This window comes from Pseudomonas sp. Q12-87, assembly GCF_001269755.1.
GTDB classification, from domain to species: Bacteria; Pseudomonadota; Gammaproteobacteria; order Pseudomonadales; family Pseudomonadaceae; genus Aquipseudomonas; species Aquipseudomonas fluorescens_S.
The window spans coordinates 1-19,056 of the sequence record NZ_LHVI01000025.1 but is presented as its reverse complement, the minus strand read 5'-3'; the positions used below and the strand labels follow the sequence as shown (position 1 = coordinate 19,056).

Sequence of the window (19,056 nt, the reverse complement as noted above, 5' to 3'; positions counted from 1 at the left end):
TAATCGACTTTTGCCTGTCATGGGCCATTAACCGCTGGCGTGCACAGTGGTCCAAACGATCAGAGGGTTGCCCATGACCAGCGCCGAGCTTGCCAGACCCAGCCGCAAACAGCGTGTCCGCACCCTGTGGATTTCCGATGTGCATTTGGGCACCCGAGACTGCCAGGCTGAACATCTGTCGCAGTTCCTCAAGGGCTACCACGCCGACAAGATTTACCTGGTGGGCGACATCATCGACGGCTGGAAACTGCGTGGTGGCATGTACTGGCCCCAGGCCCACACCAACGTCATTCGCCGCTTGCTGACCATGAGCAAGCGCGGCACCGAGGTGATCTACGTCACCGGCAACCATGATGAATTCCTGCGACGCTACTCGAAGCTGATCCTGGGCAATATCCAGTTGGTGGACGAGGCGGTGCATGTCACCGCCGATGGTCGGCATCTGTTGGTGATCCATGGCGATCAGTTCGATGTCATCACCCGCTATCACCGCTGGCTGGCGTTCCTTGGCGATTCGGCCTACGAGTTCACCCTCACGCTGAACCGTTGGCTCAACCATTGGCGGGCCCGTTATGGCTACGGTTACTGGTCGCTGTCGGCGTACCTCAAGCACAAGGTCAAGACCGCCGTCAGCTTCATCAGCGACTTCGAGGAAGCCATCGCCCATGAATGCGTCAAGCGTGAACTGCATGGCGTGGTATGCGGGCACATCCACCATGCCGAAATCCGCAAGGTGGGCGAGGTGGAGTACCTCAACTGCGGCGATTGGGTCGAGTCGTGCACGGCACTGATCGAGCACTGGGATGGGTCGATCGAGCTGTATCGGTTGGCAGAGGCCCAGGCGCGGGAGGCGTTGCTCAAGGCTGAGTTGAACGTTGCCGAGCCGGTGTAGGCTGGCCTGACACCTTTCGAGCAACTATTTACCCCCGTGGCGAGGGAGCTTGCTCCCGCTGGGGCGCGAAGCGGCCCTGTTTTTTGGGCCCTATTAGGAAGGGACGGCTTCGCCGCCCAGCGGGAGCAAGCTCCCTCGCCACGTAGGTTCGTGTGATGTTCAGGGCGGGGTTTGGTCCGCCATCGCGGCCTTGTAGATCGACTGCTTCGGTGTGGCGAATACCCTTTCCAGCATCGGCTCGAAGAAGCTCAGCGGCAGCGTGTCGTAGTCGGCGTCGAACGCTGCGGCGTCATACCGGGCGCAGAAGTCGATGGTCGCCTGGTAGTGCGGGTGCTCGCGAAATTGCTCGCGCAGGTGCCGGTCCATGCCCAGGTGATGGAAGAAGTAGTAGCCCTGGAAGATCCCATGCTTTTCCACGATCCACAGGTTTTCGGCGCTGACGAAGGGCTTGAGGATGGCGGCGGCGATGTCGGGGTGGTTGTAGGAGCCCAGCGTGTCGCCAATGTCGTGGAGCAGGGCGCAGATCACGTATTCCTCGTCACGGCCGTCCCGGTAGGCGCGGGTCGCGGTTTGCAGCGAGTGCGTCAGGCGGTCCACCGGGAAGCCGCCGAAATCCCCGTCGAGCAATTTCAGGTGTGCCAGGATCCGGCTGGGCAGTTGCCGGGCATAAGCGCTGAAGTCGGCCGCGATGATCGCCCAGTCTTCCTCGGTGCCGTCCTGCATGTGGGTAAAGCGCGCATGGGTATTCATCGAAAGTCCTTTGGCTGCAGGGGCATCAATGCCTAGAACGCGACCTTGCCCAGCCACATGTCGCGGTACATCACGAAGTCGCCAAGCAAACTGTAGAACGGATGCTGGAACGTGGCAGGGCGGTTCTTTTCAAAGAAGAAGTGCCCGGCCCAGGCGAAGCCATAACCGGCCACAGGCAAGGCGATCAGCCACCACCCAGTACCTGCGACGAATGCCAGGGCAAGAATCACCACAAGCAGGGACGTGCCGACAAAGTGCAATCGTCGGCAAGTGCTGTTGCTGTGTTCGCTGAGGTAGTACGGGTAGAACTCAGCGAAGGTATTGAATCGTCTGGTGTTTTCCACGACTGCGGGCTCTGTGGTTATTTTTCTTTGATTAAAGTCTAGAGCGATCGTGGGCGACGGCCAGTGACAATGGGCGCCACTCTAGTGTCCTGTGTTACAAATACCCTTGCTTTTTGTAGTGGAGGACGCTGGTATCCTCCGCAAATCCAGCCGTACCCCGCGGCTCGTCATGCAAGTAAAACGTCATGCGCGAACGAACGACTTCTTCTAGCTGGGCGATGGGGATCGTCAAGGCGTTGGAAATGGATGGCCTGGATTGCCGGCTGCTGTTCAAGCAATTGGGGCTGGACTTTGACGCGCTGGACGATCCGGATGCACGTTTTCCCCAGGACTCGATGACCCGCCTGTGGCAACGGGCGGTGGAACTGTCGGGCAACCCGGCCATCGGCTTGAACATGGGCAAAGTGGTGCGCCCGGCCTCGTTCCATGTGGTTGGCTATGCCTTGATGTCCAGCCGAACGCTGGCGGAAGGCTTCCAGCGGCTGGTGCGTTATCAGCGAATAATCGCCGAAAGCGCCGACCTGAGTTTTCGTCGGCTGGAGGAGGGCTACGGGCTGATCCTGACGGTGCATGGCGACCATCTTCCGCCCACCCGTCAAAGTGCCGAAGCGTCCCTGGCGTGTGCGCTGGCCTTGTGCAACTGGCTGACCGGACGCCCCCTGCACCCGGTCAAGGTGCTGTTCCAGGGCGCCGAGCCGGTTGACCTGTCCCCTTATCGACAAGCGTTCCCTGCGCCCCTGGCGTTCGGTGCGCCTTATGACGCGCTGATCTTCGAACGGGCCGATATGGAAGCGCCGTTGCCCACGGCCAACGAGGCCATGGCGCAGCTTCATGATCGGTTTGCCGGTGAATACCTGGCGCGCTTTTCCGAGAGCCGCGTGACCCACAAGGCGCGGCAAGTGCTGTGTCGGCTGCTGCCCCAGGGCGAGCCCAAGCGAGATGTGGTGGCGCAGACGCTGCACCTGTCCCAACGCACTCTTCAACGGCGCTTGCAAGAGGAGGGCACCAGTTTCCAGAATTTGCTCGACGACACCCGTCGCGAGCTGGCCGAGCAATACCTGGCGCAGCCGACCATGACGCTGCTGGAGATTGCCTATCTGTTGGGGTTCGCCGACCCGAGCAACTTTTTCCGAGCCTTTCGTCGCTGGTTTGACGCCACGCCCGGCGAATACCGGGCGCGCATGGCAAGCGTGGCCAAACCGGTCAATGACGCCAGAACGCTGGAATACACAACACGAACACCGTAATGATCTCCAATCGTCCCAGCAGCATGCCCCCCGACAGGATCCACTTGGCCGCGTCCGGCAGTGGCGCAAAGTTGCCGGCCGGCCCGATGGTTTCCCCCAACCCCGGGCCGACGCCGGACACGGTACTGGCCGCGCCGGTCAGCGCCGTCATCCATTCCACGCCCAGCAGCGAGAGCAGCAGGGCAATCACGCAGATGGTGATGGCGAAGAAGAACGAGAACGTGAGGATCGAACGCACGATTTCCTCGTCGAGGCGGTGGCCGTTGTATTTCTGCTTGATCACCGCACGAGGATGAATCAGTTGATTGAGGTTGGCCCGAAGCAGGATGTAGGCGACCTGGAAGCGGAAGATCTTGATCCCGCCAGCAGTTGAGCCGGAGCAGCCGCCGACGAACCCCAGGTAAAAGAACAACATGAGTGAGAAATTGCCCCACAGGCTGTAGTCCCCCAGGGCGAAGCCGGTGGTGGTGACGATGGACGTCACATTCAGCGCCACGTGCCGCAGCGCGTCCAGCCAATGCAGGTCGGTGGTCGCCCAATACCAGGTGCCGAGCACCAGCCAGGTCACCAGCAGCACCCCGATGAGCCCTTGGACTTGCTGGTCCTTGATCAGCGCCCGGCGATTGCCGCGCAGCATCGAGACGTACAGGGCGAACGGCAGGCTGCCGAGGATCATGATGACGATGGCGACCCAATGCACGGCCGGCTGGGTCCATTTGGCCAGGGACAGGTCCGAGGTGGAAAAGCCGCCGGTGGAGATCGCCGACATCGAATGGTTGATGGCGTCGAACAGACTCATCCCGGCCCACCAGAGCGCCAGGGTGCCGACGATGGTAATGCCCACGTAGGACGCCACGATCAGGCGCGCCACCATGTGGGAACGGGGCATGACCTTTTCCGAGCGGTCCGAGGACTCGGTCTGGAACAGCCGCATGCCGCCGATGCGCAGCAATGGCAGGATCGCCACCGCCATGCCGATGAAGCCGATGCCGCCGAGCCAGTGCAGCAGCGAGCGCCACATCAGGATGCCGGGGGACATGGTGTCCAGGCCGCTCAGCACGGTAGCGCCGGTGGCGGTGATGCCCGACATGCTTTCGAAGAACGAATCCGTGTAGCTGATGTGCTGGGTCAGCAGGAAGGGCAGCGCGGCGAAGATACACACCACCAGCCAACTGCTGACGGTCAGCAGGTACATGTCGCGCGGGCGCAGATGTACGTGTTCCGGGCGTCCGGGAAGGATCAGCGCCAGGCCGGCGACAAACGTGATCATGCTCGACCAGAGGAACGATGGCAGATCGCGGGTGCGTTCGAAAATCACCAGGGTGGCCATCGGTACGACCATGAAGATCGCCAGGGTGATCAGGAAGATGCCGATGATGAAACCAATGATCCGCAGGGTCGGCAACGCCATGAAGTCTGCTCGGGCTGAAGGGAAGGGCGCCATTCTACCTGCGGCAAGGCTCATGTAAACCGACGCCCGGTAGCGCTGGCGTGGCGTGGAATCCTGGTTGCGGAATTTGAACTAACCAATGGACCGTACAGCCACTAGAATAGTCGGACATTTTTTCAGGAGGTGGCCGATGCAGGCTCTCGACGCTTTGCTCAACCGTGTTTCCGTCCCGCGCCTTGTGGACCCGGCACCTACGCCCGAACAGCGCGAAGTCATGTTCGCCGCCGCCATGCGGGCGCCGGATCATGGCCAATTGCGGCCGTGGCGCTTTCTGACCGTCGAAGGACAGGCTCGTCATCGCATGGGCGAGCTGCTGGCCGAAGCGGCGCGATTCAATGACCCGCTGGTGTCCGAAGCCGTTGTGGAAAAAGCCCTCAACGGCCCGCTGCGCGCACCGCTGGTGGTGGTCGTGATCGCGCGTTTGCAGGACCATTTCAAAATCCCGAAAGCCGAGCAGTTGCTGGCGGCGGGCTGTGCGGCCCACGGTATCTTGCTCGCCGCTTATGCCCAGGGCATCGGTGGTGTGTGGCGCACTGGTGAGCTGGCCTATTCACCGCATGTCGCCAGGGGGCTGGGTCTTGAGGATGGGGAAGAGGTGATCGGTTTCCTCTACCTGGGCACGCCGCAGAAAGAAGCGCGTACGGCGCCGCAGGAAGATGTCGGGCAGTTTGTGCGGGAGTGGACGGGCCAGTAATCGCCCAAGGAGCGGCGGGTGGCTTGGGGCTGGTTCGATCCACTGTGGCGAGGGAGCTTGCTCCCGCTGGGCGGCGAAGCCGCCCCCTGTGGAGCAATGGGACCTTCCAGGTAACCGCGCCAGGCCTGATTTACGACTGCTGCGCAGCCGAGCGGGAGCAAGCTCCCTCGCCACGCAACATCAACAGGCGACGGGTGATGTTACCTGCACGCATCCGCAATTGCCTCGGCCAGCAAATCCAGGCGCGTGGCATCGATGCCCGCCACGTTTGCCCGACCCGTGCCGACCATGTACACGCTGTGGCGCTCGCGCAGGTGCTTGACCTGTTCCGGTGTCAGGCCGGTGTAGGAAAACATCCCGCGTTGCACGCCGATGTGGGCGAAGCGTTCGCGCAAGCCATGGGGTTCGAGGGCCTCCAGCAGGCCGCTGCGCAATTGGGCGATACGCAGGCGCATGGCCTCCACTTCATCGGCCCAGCGACTTTTCAGTTCCGGGTTGCCCAGAATCGTCGCGACCACTGCTGCGCCATGGTCCGGCGGCGTCGACCATAGGTTACGGGCGATGTTCGCCAGTTGGCTGCGGATGTCCAGCAGTTTCCCGGCATCCCCGGCGCAGACGATCAGCGCACCGGTGCGGTCGCGATACAGGCCGAAGTTTTTCGAGCAGGAACTGGTGATCAGCACTTCCGGCAGCGCATCGGCAAACAACCGAACCGCCCACGCGTCTTGCTCCAGCCCGTCGCCAAAGCCCTGGTAGGCGAAGTCGATCAGCGGCAGCAGGGCGCGACTGCGCATCACATCCAGCACCTGGCGCCATTGGTCATGGGACAGGTCGAAGCCGGTGGGGTTGTGGCAACAGGCATGCAGCAGTACCACATCACCCTTGGGCACTTGGCTCAATGTCGCCAGCATCGCCTCGAAATCCAGACGATTGTCGGCGCCTACGTATGGGTAATGGCTGGCCTTGACGCCTGCGGCGGCGAAGATGGTTTCGTGGATCGGCCAGGTCGGGTTGCTCAGCCAGACGCCACGGCCCGGCAGGCATTGGGCGATGAAGTCGGCGCTCAGGCGCAGGGCGCCGGTGCCGCCCGGGGTCTGGGTAGCGCCGGCACGTTTTTCTTTGATCAAGGCGGAGTCGACGCCCAGCACCAGCTCACTGATCAGCTTTCCGAACGCAGCATCGCCGTGACCGCCGATGTAGGTCTTGGTGGTCTGGCGATCCACCAGCCACTGTTCGGCCCGCTTCACCGATTCAAGGATCGGCGTCAGGCCCTGGGCATCCTTGTAGACGCCCACGCCCAGGTCGAACTTGCTCGGGTTGCTGTCCGCCCCGTAGGCTTCCATCAGGCCGAGGATCGGATCGCCGGGCACCCGGCCGATGGCGTCAAAATGCATTACTTGCGGCCCTCGGCGGTCTTGGCTACGTCGTCGGTGCGGGCGGCCATGATGAAATCGTTGCGATGCAGGCCCTTGATGGAGTGGCTCCACCAGGTCACGGTGACCTTGCCCCATTCGGTGAGCAGGCCAGGGTGGTGGCCTTCGGCCTCGGAGATCTCGCCGACGGCGTTGGTGAATGCCAGGGCGTGCTTGAAATTCTTGAACAGGAAGACTTTTTCCAACTGCATCACGCCGTCGCGCACTTCGATGTTCCAGTCCGGGATCTGCTTGATCAATACCGGCAGTTCTTCGTCGCTGACTTGCGGGGCGTCGGCGCGGCAGGCTTCGCAATGGGCTTGGTTCAGAGTGTTCATGGTGTGTTCCCGGATCGAATATTTAAAAACGTCGATGCACCCACGCTAAAGCAAAGCAGCGCTGTGCAACAGACTCAATTGAGATCAAAAATCGCGGTTCAGGCGGCTTTCGGTGGAAATTTCGGCGCGTGCAAGCCCAGTTCCCGACCACGCTTGACCATGCCCATGATGTCTTCGTGGGCCAGGTCGAACAGGCGCTTGAGCTCGGGCAGCACGAAATACACAGGTTGCAGGATGTCGATGCGATACGGCGTGCGCATGGCTTCCAGCGGGTCGAACGCTTGATGCTCCGGCTCGTCGGACAGGCAATACACGGTTTCCTTGGGTGACGACAGGATGCCGCCTCCGTAGATGCGCCGACCCTGGGGTGTTTGCACCAGGCCGAACTCGATGGTCATCCAGTACAGGCGCGCCAGGTAGACGCGTTCTTCCTTGGAAGCTTGTAGGCCGAGTTTGCCGTAGGTGTGGGTGAATTCGGCGAACCAGGGGTTGGTGAGCAACGGACAGTGGCCGAAGATCTCGTGGAAAATGTCCGGCTCTTGCAGGTAGTCCAGTTCTTCACGGGTACGAATGAAGGTCGCCACTGGAAACTGCTTGTTGGCGAGCAGTTCGAAAAAGGTCTGGAAAGGGATCAGCGCCGGTACGCGGGCGACCTGCCAGCCGGTGGTCTCGCCGAGCACTTTGTTGATCTCGCCCAGTTGCGGGATACGGTCGTGGGGCAGGCCAAGCTTGTCGATGCCGTCCAGGTACTCTTGGCACGCGCGGCCTTCGATGACTTTCAACTGGCGGGTGATCAGCGTGTTCCACACCGCGTGTTCTTCGGCGGGGTAGTGGATAAAACCTTGCGCATCGGGCTCGCGGGCCACGTACTGCGTCTGCTTCATGCTGCTCTCCTGCTGATTTCCCTCTGGGGGAAGACGTGTTTGTTGTTATGTCCAGCGATGCATTAGAGATAACCCGAAGCAGGCGCTGGTGCAGCAGAGGGACGCGGGCCTGCGAAGTCGAGAACTTATGATTTTGTAAAGTTTTCGTTACGTCTTGAGGCGTATGTCGGCAGGGGCGGGATTTTCGAGTGGGAAATGGCCTACAACTGTCACATAATCTTGACGACTATTTGTGCGCCCAGACAAAAAATCCGACACAAAACACCGTGGCGAGGGAGCTTGCTCCCGCTGGACTGCGCAGCAGTCCTAAAAACGGGGCCGCTTCGCAGCCCAGCGGGAGCAAGCTCCCTCGCCACAGGATGTGTGTTGGGCTTGAATGGCGCCTTTCTATCTCATCTGCACCCGGGCCTTTTTCATGCGCATCAAAGTCCATTGCCAGAACCGCATCGGCATCCTGCGGGACATTCTCAATTTGCTGGTGGAGTACGGCATCAACGTCGCCCGGGGGGAGGTCGGCGGTGAGCATGGCAACGCGATCTACCTGCACTGTCCCAACCTGATCAACATTCAATTCCAGGCTCTGCGTCCGAAATTCGAGGGCATCGCCGGGGTGTTTGGCGTCAAGCGTGTCGGACTGATGCCCAGCGAGCGTCGGCACATGGAACTCAACGCCTTGCTCGGCGCCCTGGAGTTCCCGGTGTTGTCCATCGACATGGGCGGCTCCATCGTCGCGGCCAACCGGGCGGCGGCGCAGTTGCTCGGAGTGCGGGTGGACGAGGTGCCGGGCATCCCCCTGTCGCGGTACGCCGAGGATTTCGACCTGCCGGAACTGGTACGCGCCAACCAGTCGCGCATCAACGGTCTGCGGGTCAAGGTCCGGGGCGATGTGTTCCTGGCTGACATCGCCCCGCTGCAGTCGGAGCACGACGACAGCGAGGCCATGGCCGGTGCGGTGCTGACGCTGCACCGCGCCGACCGTGTGGGCGAGCGCATCTATAACGTACGCAAGCAGGAGTTGCGCGGCTTCGACAGTATTTTCCAGAGTTCCAAGGTCATGGCCGCAGTGGTCCGCGAGGCCCGGCGCATGGCCCCGCTGGACGCACCGCTATTGATAGAGGGTGAAACCGGCACTGGCAAGGAGCTGCTGGCCCGGGCCTGTCACCTGGCGAGCCCGCGCGGGCAATCGCCCTTGATGGCGCTCAACTGCGCCGGGCTGCCGGAGTCCATGGCCGAAACCGAGTTGTTCGGCTACGGTCCCGGTGCCTTCGAAGGGGCTCGGGCCGAAGGTAAGCTTGGCCTGTTGGAACTGACCGCTGGGGGAACGCTGTTTCTCGATGGGGTAGGAGAGATGAGCCCGCGCTTGCAAGTGAAATTGCTGCGCTTCTTGCAGGACGGTTGCTTCCGTCGTGTCGGCAGCGACGAAGAGGTGTATCTGGATGTCAGGGTGATCTGCGCCACCCAGGTGGATTTGTCCGAACTCTGCGCCCGGGGTGAATTCCGTCAGGATTTGTACCACCGCTTGAATGTCCTTTCCCTGCACATTCCGCCCCTGCGCGAATGCCTCGATGGTCTGACGCCGCTGGTGGAGCATTTCCTCGACCAGGCCAGTCGCCAGATCGGCTGCGCGCTGCCCAAGCTGGCCCCGGCGGCGATGGACCGTCTCAGTCATTACCACTGGCCGGGCAATGTCCGGCAATTAGAAAACGTGCTGTTCCAGGCCGTTTCCCTGTGCGATGGCGGGACGGTGAAGGCCGAGCATATCCGCCTGCCGGACTATGGCGTGCGCCAACCCCTTGGCGATTTTTCCCTGGAGGGCGGGCTGGACGAGATCGTCGGGCGTTTCGAGAAAGCGGTGCTGGAGCGTCTTTATTCCGAACACCCCAGCAGCCGGCAGTTGGGCAAGCGGTTGGGGGTTTCACATACCACCATTGCCAATAAGTTGCGGGAATATGAGGTGGGTAAAACGGAGTCATAGCTATTTACCTGTTGTGTTTTGCTGGCCTCATCGCGAGCAATCTCGCTCCCACGGGATTTTGAGCACTTGAGGCCCATGTAGGAGTGAGCTTGCTCGTGATGGCCCTTGCCCAAGGTCAAGCGTTGCCGTAAGCGGCACAACACCGCCGGTTTTTCGTCTTCGATACATTCCTCCAGAACCCTTCGAGACTCCCAAAGCCTTTGTTTACCGGGCCCTGGGGCGCCAGAAAAAAGTTGGTCTGCAAATTGCTTGAGGCTGTGCAATACAGCAGTGGGCGGCAAACGTCCGGCATGCAGAGGAACGACAGTGGACAAGTACCTTTATGTGGCAATGACCGGCGCCAGCCAGAACGCACTGGCGCAAAGGGCTCATGCCAACAACCTGGCGAACATCTCCACCAATGGTTTTCACAAAGACCTGGAGCAGGCACGGTCGATGCCGGTGTTCGGCGACAGCTTTCCGGCGCGGGCGTTTGCCCTGTCCGAGCGTCCTGCTACTGACTTCACCCCGGGTGCGCTGGTGGAAACCGGTCGTGACCTCGACGTGGCGGTCAGCGGGCCAGGCTGGATGGCGGTGCAGAATCCCGACGGCGGTGAAAGCTACGTGCGCACCGGCAGCCTCAATGTTGACGCCCTGGGCGTGCTGCGGGCCGGCAACGGCATGCCGGTGATGGGCAACGGTGGCCCGATTGCCGTGCCGCCGGAGCAGAAAATCGAAATCGGCCAGGACGGCACCATCAGTATCCGCGCCATGGGCGAAGGCCCGCGTGTGATGGCTGAAGTGGACCGTATCAAGCTGGTCAACCCGGACCTCAAGAACATGAACAAAGGCCTGGATGGCTCGATCCGTACCAAGGACGGCCAGCCGGCGCCTGTCGATGCCAACGTGCAGTTGGTATCGGGCTTCCAGGAAGCGAGCAACGTCAACGCCGTGGATGAAATGACTTCGGTGCTGGCCCTGGCCAAGCAGTTCGAGCTCCACGTCAAGATGATGAACACCGCCAAAGAAGGCGATGAGGCCATGGCTCGGGTCTTGCAAATCTAATCATTAATTACAGCGTCGCGCCGAAAAACAGGCGTACGAGGAGAATCGAATGCTTCCGGCTCTATGGGTTGCCAAAACAGGTCTGTCCGCCCAGGACACCAACCTGACGACCATTTCCAACAACCTGGCGAACGTGTCGACCACGGGTTTCAAACGTGATCGTGCCGAGTTCCAGGACCTGCTGTACCAGGTAAAACGCCAGCCTGGCGCCCAGTCGACCCAGGACAGCGAATTGCCGTCGGGCCTGCAAGTGGGTACCGGTGTGCGCATTGTCGGCACCCAGAAAAACTTCAACGCCGGCAGCCTGCAAACCACCGAGCAACCGTTGGACATGGCCATCGACGGTCGCGGTTTCTTCCAGATCCTGCAGCCGGACGGCACCACGTCCTACACCCGTGACGGTACGTTCCACCTCGACTCCAACGGCCAGATCGTCAACGCCAGCGGTTTCGCCCTGGAGCCTGCGGTCATCATCCCGAACGATGCCCAAACCTTTACCGTGGGCCGTGACGGCACCGTGTCCATCACCATTGCGGGCAACCCGGCCGCCCAGGTGATCGGCAACCTGCAGACCGCCGACTTCATCAACCCGGCCGGCCTGCAAGCGGTGGGCAACAACCTGTTCCTGGAAACCGCCGCCAGCGGTGCGCCACAAATCGGCACCCCGGGCCTGAACGGTTTCGGCACCACGCTGCAGAACACCCTGGAAACGTCCAACGTGAGCACCGTTGAGGAGATGGTCAACATGATCACCACCCAGCGCGCCTATGAGATGAACTCCAAGGTGATCTCCACCGCCGACCAGATGCTCTCGTTCGTTACGCAGAATCTGTAATCACGTCTATGGGGCGGCCTGAGGTCGCCTGCAACACCAAGAGGTAGGGTCATGAAACGCTTCGTATCTGTTCTGGCACTGAGTGGGATCACCGCACTCGCGGGCTGTGTCGCGCCGACACCCAGGCCCAATGACCCGTATTACGCTCCGGTGTTGCCGCGCACGCCGTTGCCGGCCGCTGCGAACAATGGCTCGATCTACCAGGCCGGTTTCGAACAGAACCTGTACAGCGACCGCAAGGCTTTCCGGGTCGGTGACATCATCACCATCACCCTGAATGAGCGCACCCAGGCCAGCAAGAACGCCAACTCGCAATTGGACAAGACCAGCAAGACCAGCGTTGGCTTGACCTCGTTGTTCGGCTCCAGCCTGACCACCAACAACCCGATCGGTGGCAATGACCTGAGTCTCAACGCAGGCTACGGCTCCGACCGCGCCACCAAGGGCGACAGCAAGTCCGGCCAGAGCAACAGCTTGACCGGTTCGATCACCGTCACCGTTGCCGATGTATTGCCCAACGGCATCATTGTCGTGCGCGGCGAGAAGTGGCTGACCCTCAACACCGGTGACGAGCTGGTGCGCATCGCCGGCATGGTTCGCGCCGATGACATCGCCACCGACAACACGGTTTCCTCGACCCGTGTGGCTGATGCGCGCATCACTTATTCGGGCACCGGTGCGTTTGCCGATGCGAGCCAGCCAGGCTGGTTCGACCGTTTCTTCCTCAGCCCGAAGTTCCCTTTCTAGGTGGCCCAGTTGAATCTTAAGCAGCTGTTGATGGGTGCCTTGGTGATGTCGGTGGCCTTTACCGCTCAAGCCGAGCGCCTGAAGGACATCGCCAGCATTTCCGGCGTGCGTTCAAACCAGTTGATCGGCTACGGCCTGGTCGTGGGCCTCAATGGCACCGGCGACCAGACCACCCAGACCCCGTTCACCCTACAGACCTTCAACAACATGCTGTCGCAGTTCGGCATCAAGGTGCCGGCGGGTTCCGGCAACGTGCAGTTGAAGAACGTCGCGGCGGTGTCGATCAGTGCCGATCTGCCGGCGTTCGCCAAGCCTGGCCAGCAGGTGGATATCACCGTTTCGTCCATTGGTAACTCCAAGAGCCTGCGGGGCGGCACCTTGCTGTTGACGCCGCTCAAGGGGATCGACGGCAACGTCTACGCCATTGCCCAGGGCAACCTGGTGGTGGGCGGTTTCGATGCCGAGGGGCGTGATGGTTCCAAGATCACCGTCAACGTTCCGTCGGCCGGTCGCATCCCTGGCGGCGCATCGGTGGAGCGTGCGGTGCCGAGCGGTTTCAACCAGGGCAACAGCCTGACCCTGAACCTCAACCGTTCCGACTTCACCACCGCCAAGCGCATCGTCGACAAGATCAACGACATGCTCGGCCCAGGCGTGGCCCAGGCCATCGATGGCGGCTCGATCCGCGTCACCGCACCTTTGGACCCGAGCCAGCGGGTCGACTATCTGTCGATCCTGGAGAATCTCGAGGTCGACCCGGGCCAGGCAGTGGCGAAAGTCATCATCAACTCGCGTACCGGCACCATCGTGATCGGCCAGAACGTCAAGGTTTCCCCGGCCGCCGTGACCCACGGCAGCCTGACGGTGACCATCACCGAAGACCCGATCGTCAGCCAGCCTGGACCATTGTCCAACGGCCAGACCGCAGTCGTGCCGCGTTCGCGGGTCAATGCCCAGCAAGAAGCCAAGCCAATGTTCAAGTTCGGCCCGGGCACTACCCTGGATGAGATCGTCCGGGCGGTGAACCAGGTCGGCGCGGCACCGGGCGACCTGATGGCGATTCTCGAAGCCTTGAAGCAGGCCGGCGCGTTGCAAGCCGACCTGATCGTGATTTGAGGACCCGGCCATGGATATGCGCAAGGGTGCTTTGACCAGCGGCGATTCGGGTTCCTATTCGGACCTGAACCGCTTGAACCAGCTCAAGGTTGGCGACAAGAACAGCGACGGCAACCTGCGCAAGGTGGCGCAGGAATTCGAGTCGCTGTTCCTCGGCGAAATGCTCAAGTCCATGCGTTCGGCCACCGAGGCCCTGGGCAAGGACAACCCGATGAATACGCCAGAAGCCAAGCAGTATCAGGAAATGTACGACCAGCAGTTGGCCGTTTCCATGTCCCGCGAAGGCGGTGGTATCGGCCTGGCCGACGTGCTGCTGCGCCAGATGTCCAAGAACAAACCGCTGGCGCCCGGCGAAGCCGCGACGTTGTCGGCCGCCAAGCAGCAAGAGGCGTTGGACAAGGTCGCCAAGGCCGTACCAACACCGGTGGCTGCCGGAACCGTGGCTACCGATGGCCCGTTGTCGCGTACCAACGGCCAGCGGCCGCTGTGGGCTTCGCGGGCCGTGAGTGCGCCGCAAGGGGCCGAGGGTGTTCACCGCAACGACATGGAACTGCTTAACCAGCGTCGCCTGGCCCTGCCGCCCAAACTTGCCGATCGCCTGCTGGCTGGTCTGGTGCCTTCGGCCTCGGTCAATGATGTACCTGCGCAAAATCTGCTGCCTGATCGCGCCGTCGCCGCTGTCAAGCCGGCCACCGGCGAACTCGCCAATGGCGACTGGCTGGCCGCGCTCAAGGCTGCCGAGCCGAAAGGGGATATGCAGGTTTATGGACGCGCCGTGGCGCAGCCGCCGCTGGCACCGGCCCGCAAGGCCTTCCGTGATGCCGACGAATTCGTCAATGCCATGCTGCCGATGGCCAAGGAAGCCGCCGACCGCATCGGTGTCGACCCACGTTACCTGGTGGCCCAGGCGGCCCTGGAAACCGGTTGGGGTAAATCGGTCATGCGCCAACCCGATGGCAGCAGCAGCCACAACCTCTTCGGCATCAAGGCCAGCCAGGGTTGGAAGGGCGATTCGGCACGGGCAATTACCAGCGAATTCCGCAACGGCGAGATGGTCAAGGAGACGGCCGAGTTCCGTTCCTACGCCTCGTATCGCGACAGCTTCCATGACTTGGTCAATCTGCTGCAAAGCAACAGTCGCTATCAAGATGTGCTGAAGTCGGCCGATAAACCGGAACAGTTTGTACGCGAGTTGCAGAAGGCCGGTTACGCCACCGACCCCAACTACGCCAAAAAGATTTCGAATATAGCCCGGCAGATGACGAGTTACCAAAACTACGCCGCTGCAGGCGCCACCACGACTTTATAAGGTCTGAACCATGAGTTTGCTCAATATCGGGATGTCGGGTCTGTCTGCAAGCCACAGCTCGTTGCTGACCACCGGTAATAACATTGCCAACGTCGATACCGCCGGTTATTCGCGTCAGCAGACCGTGCAGACCACCAAGGCGTCCAATCAGTACGGCAACGTGTTCATCGGTTCCGGTACGACCTTGGCAGACGTGCGCCGGGTATACAGCAGCTACCTCGATGCGCAACTGCGTACTTCGACATCGCTGGACAATGACGCGCAGATCTACTTGGGGCAGGCCTCCCAGGTGGACAAATTGCTGTCTGACAGCGGCACCGGCGTAACCAAGACACTGCAGTCATTCTTCGCCTCTTTGCAGACATTGGCGGGTAACTCCAACGACAGCGCTGCGCGTCAGGCGCTGTTGACCAATGCCCAGGGTTTGAGCGGTCGCTTCAATGCCATCTCCCAGCAGTTGACCCAGCAGGGTAACTACATCAACGACCAGTTGGATTCGATGACCCAACAGGTCAACAAGCTGGCGAGCACGGTTGCCGCGTACAACCAGAAAATCAGCGACGCTACGGGCCTGGGGACGGGCAGTATGCCCAACGACTTGCTGGACCAGCGCAACGAAGCCGTTCGCCAACTTTCCGCGCTGGTTGGGACTCAGGTCACCGAAACCGACGGCAGGATGGACATCTACCTGGGCAGCGGTCAGCCGCTGGTCGTCGGCAACACCGTCAATACTTTGCAGGTGGCGGCCGACAAGAATGATCCTTCCCGTTCCTCGATCATCATGACCCGTGGCAGCTCGACGATCGACATTACCTCCGTGACCAGTGGCGGGCAGATTGGTGGCCTGCTGCGTTACCGCAACGAAGTATTGACCCCGGCGGTCAACAGCCTCGGTCGCATCGCCATGGTGGTGACCGACCAGGTCAACAGGCAACTGGGCCAGGGGCTGGACCAGAACGGTAATTTTGGTGCGGCGTTGTTCAACGACATCAACAGTGCCACGGCCATCAGCCAGCGCAGCATTGCCAATGGCAACAACAATCCCGCGTCCGGCAACCTGAACGTGACCATCAACGACACCAGCAAGCTGGCCGCCAGCGATTACCAGGTCACCTTCAACAGTGCGACGGGTTACAGCGTACTTCGCCTGTCAGACAACACCAACATGGGCGCTTTTACCCTGGGGGCAACGCCTGCTCCAGTGATTGACGGCTTCAGCCTGAGCCTCAATGCCGGACCGGTGAATGCCGGCGACACTTTCAAGATCACCCCGACCCGCAGTTCCGCTGCGGACATGAACGTTGTCATGACCGATGCCAAGACCTTGGCAACCGCAGCTCCTCTGACATCTACCAAAGCGTCGGGCAATGACGGCACTGGCGCTATCGGCCAGCCGGCCTTGACCACGGTCCTGGACATCTACGACCCGGTCCAGCGCCTTGAAGTACAAACGGCCGTCAAGAATTCGATGCCGGTTCGCGTACTGATGACCAGTGCCACCGCCTATCAGGCATTCGATGCCAAGGGCAACAGCATCGGCACCGGCACTATCGTGCCGGGCCAGAACAACGATTTGAACATTTCAGTGCCTTATATCGATGGGGGCGGTGCTGCGAAAACGTTCAATGTGGCGATGACCCTCAGCGGCAGCCCTGCGGCGGATGACAGCTTCAACATTTCCCTGACCCCGGCCAGCAGCACTGACAACCGCAACGCGCAGGGACTGCTGGGCCTGCAAACCAAGGCCACGGTGGGCGCCAATGCCACCAGCCCCGGCGTGAGTTTCTCCGATGCCTACGGCGGACTGGTTTCGTCGGTGGGCTCGCAGGCCAAGCAAGGCCAGCTCGATGCCACGGCTACCGGCACCATCCTGACCCAGGCGCGCAGTTCCCGTGACTCGATGTCGGGCGTCGATCTCGATGAGGAGACCGGCAATCTGGTCAAGTACCAGCAGTACTACTCGGCTTCTTCGCAGATCATCAAGGCTGCGCAGGAAACTTTCAGCACATTGATCAACGCCCTATAAGGAGCCGTAAACATGCGTATTTCTACAGCACAATACTATGCACAGACGGCGGCCAACTATCAGCGCAACTTCAACAACGTGGTCAAGACCGCCGAGCAGGCCAGTAGCGGCGTAAAGCTGGAAACGGCAGCCGATGATCCGGTCGGTGCGGCCCGCCTGCTGCAACTCGATCAGCAAAAGGCCATGCTCGGCCAGTACACCACCAACATCAGTACGCTGAATACCGCCCAAGCCCAGGAAGAGGCCGTCCTGGACAGCATCAACAATGTGCTGCAAAAGGTCAGTGAGTTGACCGTGCGTGCCGGTGGCGGCTCGTTGAACGATGACGACCGCAAGTCCATTGCCGCCGAACTCGGTGCGTCGGAAGACCAGCTACTGAGCCTGATGAACAGCAAGGATGCCAACGGTAAATTCATTTTTTCCGGCGCCAGCAACAACACTGAGCCTTTTGTGCGCAACAGCGACGGCACCTACAGCTATCAGGGCGACCAGACTCAGTTGCAACTGAAGATCGGTGACTCGATGTCGCTGGGGCTCAACGATACCGGCTGGGACGTGTTCCAGCAGGCAGTCAACGCCAGCCGCAGTACTTCGACGATGACTGCGCCAGCGGTCGATGACGGTCGCGTGGCCCTGTCCAAAGGCTTGGTCACGTCGGGTCCGAGCTTCGATGCGAACTTCCGCAGCGGCCAACCCTATACCCTGTCGTTCACCAGCAGTACGCAGTTCGTGATTACCGATGGCTTAGGTAATGACGTGACCGCCGAGGCGAGTCAGGCTGGGGTGTTCGATCCGAAGAAAGAAGGCGGTTCCGACATCAATTTCCGGGGGGTGTTGTTCAAGCTGGACATCACTTTCCAGCCCGGTGACAACCCCGCTGACTCCGCCGCTGCCGACGCGGTGATTGCCGGCCACAGCTTCCAGTTGGCAGCCAAGCCAGACAGCTTTGTCGCCAACCGTGCCCCGGGCAACGGATCGACGGCTGTGGTCAGCCAGGCCTCGGTGACGAACGCAGCGGACTACAAGAGCTTTTTCCCGGAAGGCGGAGCAGTTCTCAAATTCACCAGCCCGACAACGTTCGACCTGTACGCCCGGCCTTTAACCAGCACCAGCACGCCGGTTTCTTCCGGCGCCGTGGCGGCGGGTGTAGCGACAGCAGCAGGTGTCAGCTTTACCCTCGGTGGCGGCGCACCCGCTGCAGGCGATCAGTTTGATGTGGCGGTCAATACCCACCAGACCCAGAACGTGCTCGACACCATCAGTCAGTTGCGCCAGGCACTGCAGACGCCGACGCAGGGCAACGCCACTGCACAACGGTCCCTGGAAGACACTATCGCCTCGGCCCTGTCCAACCTGAGCAGCGCCAAGAATCAGGTCGACCTGGCCCGGGGCGCCATCGGTGCCCGGGGTAATGTGATGGACATGCAGAGCGAGCAGAACCAGAGCACCAGCCTGATCAACGATTCGACCCAGAACGGCATCAAGAACACCGATCCTGCGGAAGTACTGACCCGCCTGACGTTGCAACAGACCATGCTTCAAGCGGCGCAATTGGCCTTCTCGAAGATTTCCCAGTTGGGCCTGTTCAATAAGCTTTGAGTCGGTCTTGACCGCTCGCGGCCAGCCTCTCTAACAGGAGGCTGGTTTTTTTTTTAGTTTTTTTGACGATATGACCGTTTGTCGGGCAGTGGTGCGGAACTTGCAATCCGGTTCCAGTCGCTCATTGAGCGTCAAGTTTCCATACGACTGTCATCAAGCCTGTATTGACTGACGACAGGGATGTCACGAAGAACCTAGGGACGGATACCAGTTGAAACCTCATAACGCTGTCATTGCGCCTGTCGTCGCGCCTCCATTGAAATCGCTACTGCGTCGGGGCCTGCTCGGCGCTGCGCTGTTTTCCGGTGTGATCAATATCCTGGCGCTGATTGGCCCGGTGTTCATGTTGGAAGTGTATGACCGGGTCATTCCCAGCCAGAGCGTGCCGACATTG

At 61.0% G+C, this 19,056-nt stretch carries 17 protein-coding genes and 1 pseudogene; 12 read left to right on the top strand and 6 right to left on the bottom strand.

The genetic code is table 11. The features are described 5' to 3' along the window. Positions 1-73: 73 nt before the first annotated feature. Positions 74-892, top strand: coding sequence for a UDP-2,3-diacylglucosamine diphosphatase (locus AD663_RS19425; protein ID WP_053214376.1), 819 nt, complete (start codon positions 74-76; stop codon positions 890-892). A gap of 159 nt (positions 893-1,051) precedes the next feature. Here AD663_RS19425 and AD663_RS19420 read toward each other — a convergent pair whose 3' ends face one another. Together AD663_RS19420 and AD663_RS19415 are read right to left on the bottom strand one after the other, a co-directional pair. Beyond that, positions 1,052-1,642 carry an HD domain-containing protein gene (locus AD663_RS19420; RefSeq protein ID WP_053214375.1) on the bottom strand — a complete coding sequence of 197 codons (591 nt, stop codon included), beginning with the start codon at positions 1,640-1,642 and terminating at the stop codon, positions 1,052-1,054. Between the two features lie 32 nt (positions 1,643-1,674). After that, complete coding sequence (locus AD663_RS19415) at positions 1,675-1,986, bottom strand: DUF962 domain-containing protein (RefSeq protein ID WP_053214374.1); 312 nt, start codon at positions 1,984-1,986, stop codon at positions 1,675-1,677. Positions 1,987-2,171: 185 nt separating this feature from the next. On the opposite strand from AD663_RS19415, the gene AD663_RS19410 reads away from it, so the two are divergent. Further along, entirely contained in the window at positions 2,172-3,233 is a 1,062-nt protein-coding gene (locus AD663_RS19410) for an AraC family transcriptional regulator (protein ID WP_083455178.1), read from the top strand. Here the strand turns inward: AD663_RS19410 and AD663_RS19405 are convergent. Beyond that, positions 3,190-4,644: a TrkH family potassium uptake protein gene (locus tag AD663_RS19405; RefSeq protein ID WP_053214372.1), complete on the bottom strand. Its 1,455-nt coding sequence runs from the start codon at positions 4,642-4,644 to the stop codon at positions 3,190-3,192. The two genes, AD663_RS19410 and AD663_RS19405, sit on opposite strands and share 44 nt — an antisense overlap. Before the next feature lie 169 nt (positions 4,645-4,813). On the opposite strand from AD663_RS19405, the gene AD663_RS19400 reads away from it, so the two are divergent. After that, on the top strand, positions 4,814-5,377 hold the full coding sequence (locus AD663_RS19400; protein ID WP_003184092.1) for an NAD(P)H nitroreductase: 564 nt from the start codon (positions 4,814-4,816) through the stop codon (positions 5,375-5,377). A gap of 200 nt (positions 5,378-5,577) precedes the next feature. Here the strand turns inward: AD663_RS19400 and AD663_RS19395 are convergent, their stop codons facing one another. From AD663_RS19395 to phhA, 3 genes are all read right to left on the bottom strand, one after another. Further along, complete coding sequence (locus AD663_RS19395) at positions 5,578-6,771, bottom strand: amino acid aminotransferase (protein ID WP_053214371.1); 1,194 nt, start codon at positions 6,769-6,771, stop codon at positions 5,578-5,580. After that, entirely contained in the window at positions 6,771-7,127 is a 357-nt protein-coding gene (locus AD663_RS19390) for a 4a-hydroxytetrahydrobiopterin dehydratase (RefSeq protein ID WP_003184087.1), read from the bottom strand. Before AD663_RS19390 ends, AD663_RS19395 begins: the two co-directional genes overlap by 1 nt. A 98-nt stretch (positions 7,128-7,225) precedes the next feature. Beyond that, positions 7,226-8,011 carry a phenylalanine 4-monooxygenase gene (gene phhA, locus AD663_RS19385; protein ID WP_053214370.1) on the bottom strand — a complete coding sequence of 262 codons (786 nt, stop codon included), beginning with the start codon at positions 8,009-8,011 and terminating at the stop codon, positions 7,226-7,228. 415 nt (positions 8,012-8,426) lie between these two features. On the opposite strand from phhA, the gene AD663_RS19380 reads away from it, so the two are divergent. From AD663_RS19380 to AD663_RS19340, 9 genes and pseudogenes are all read left to right on the top strand, one after another. Further along, positions 8,427-9,986, top strand: a complete 1,560-nt coding sequence (locus AD663_RS19380; RefSeq protein WP_003184082.1) for a sigma-54-dependent phenylalanine hydroxylase transcriptional regulator PhhR — start codon at positions 8,427-8,429, stop codon at positions 9,984-9,986. 306 nt (positions 9,987-10,292) lie between these two features. Beyond that, positions 10,293-11,030 carry a flagellar basal body rod protein FlgF gene (locus AD663_RS19375; RefSeq protein ID WP_003184081.1) on the top strand — a complete coding sequence of 246 codons (738 nt, stop codon included), beginning with the start codon at positions 10,293-10,295 and terminating at the stop codon, positions 11,028-11,030. A gap of 49 nt (positions 11,031-11,079) precedes the next feature. Then, the gene (gene flgG / locus AD663_RS19370; RefSeq protein WP_003184079.1) at positions 11,080-11,865 is read left to right on the top strand and encodes a flagellar basal-body rod protein FlgG; all 786 of its coding nucleotides are present in this window, start codon (positions 11,080-11,082) and stop codon (positions 11,863-11,865) included. 51 nt (positions 11,866-11,916) lie between these two features. Further along, on the top strand, positions 11,917-12,612 hold the full coding sequence (gene flgH / locus AD663_RS19365) for a flagellar basal body L-ring protein FlgH (RefSeq protein ID WP_003184077.1): 696 nt from the start codon (positions 11,917-11,919) through the stop codon (positions 12,610-12,612). Positions 12,613-12,642: 30 nt separating this feature from the next. Continuing rightward, positions 12,643-13,728: a flagellar basal body P-ring protein FlgI gene (locus AD663_RS19360; RefSeq protein ID WP_033046192.1), complete on the top strand. Its 1,086-nt coding sequence runs from the start codon at positions 12,643-12,645 to the stop codon at positions 13,726-13,728. A gap of 10 nt (positions 13,729-13,738) precedes the next feature. Further along, positions 13,739-15,037 carry a flagellar assembly peptidoglycan hydrolase FlgJ gene (gene flgJ / locus AD663_RS19355; protein WP_003184073.1) on the top strand — a complete coding sequence of 433 codons (1,299 nt, stop codon included), beginning with the start codon at positions 13,739-13,741 and terminating at the stop codon, positions 15,035-15,037. A gap of 10 nt (positions 15,038-15,047) precedes the next feature. After that, positions 15,048-17,063, top strand: a complete 2,016-nt coding sequence (gene flgK, locus AD663_RS19350; RefSeq protein ID WP_053214369.1) for a flagellar hook-associated protein FlgK — start codon at positions 15,048-15,050, stop codon at positions 17,061-17,063. Between the two features lie 12 nt (positions 17,064-17,075). Beyond that, the gene (locus AD663_RS19345) at positions 17,076-18,662 is read left to right on the top strand and encodes a flagellar hook-associated protein 3 (protein WP_003184069.1); all 1,587 of its coding nucleotides are present in this window, start codon (positions 17,076-17,078) and stop codon (positions 18,660-18,662) included. 211 nt (positions 18,663-18,873) lie between these two features. Then, positions 18,874-19,056 (top strand): annotated as a pseudogene (locus tag AD663_RS19340) (type I secretion system permease/ATPase); the annotation flags it as partial.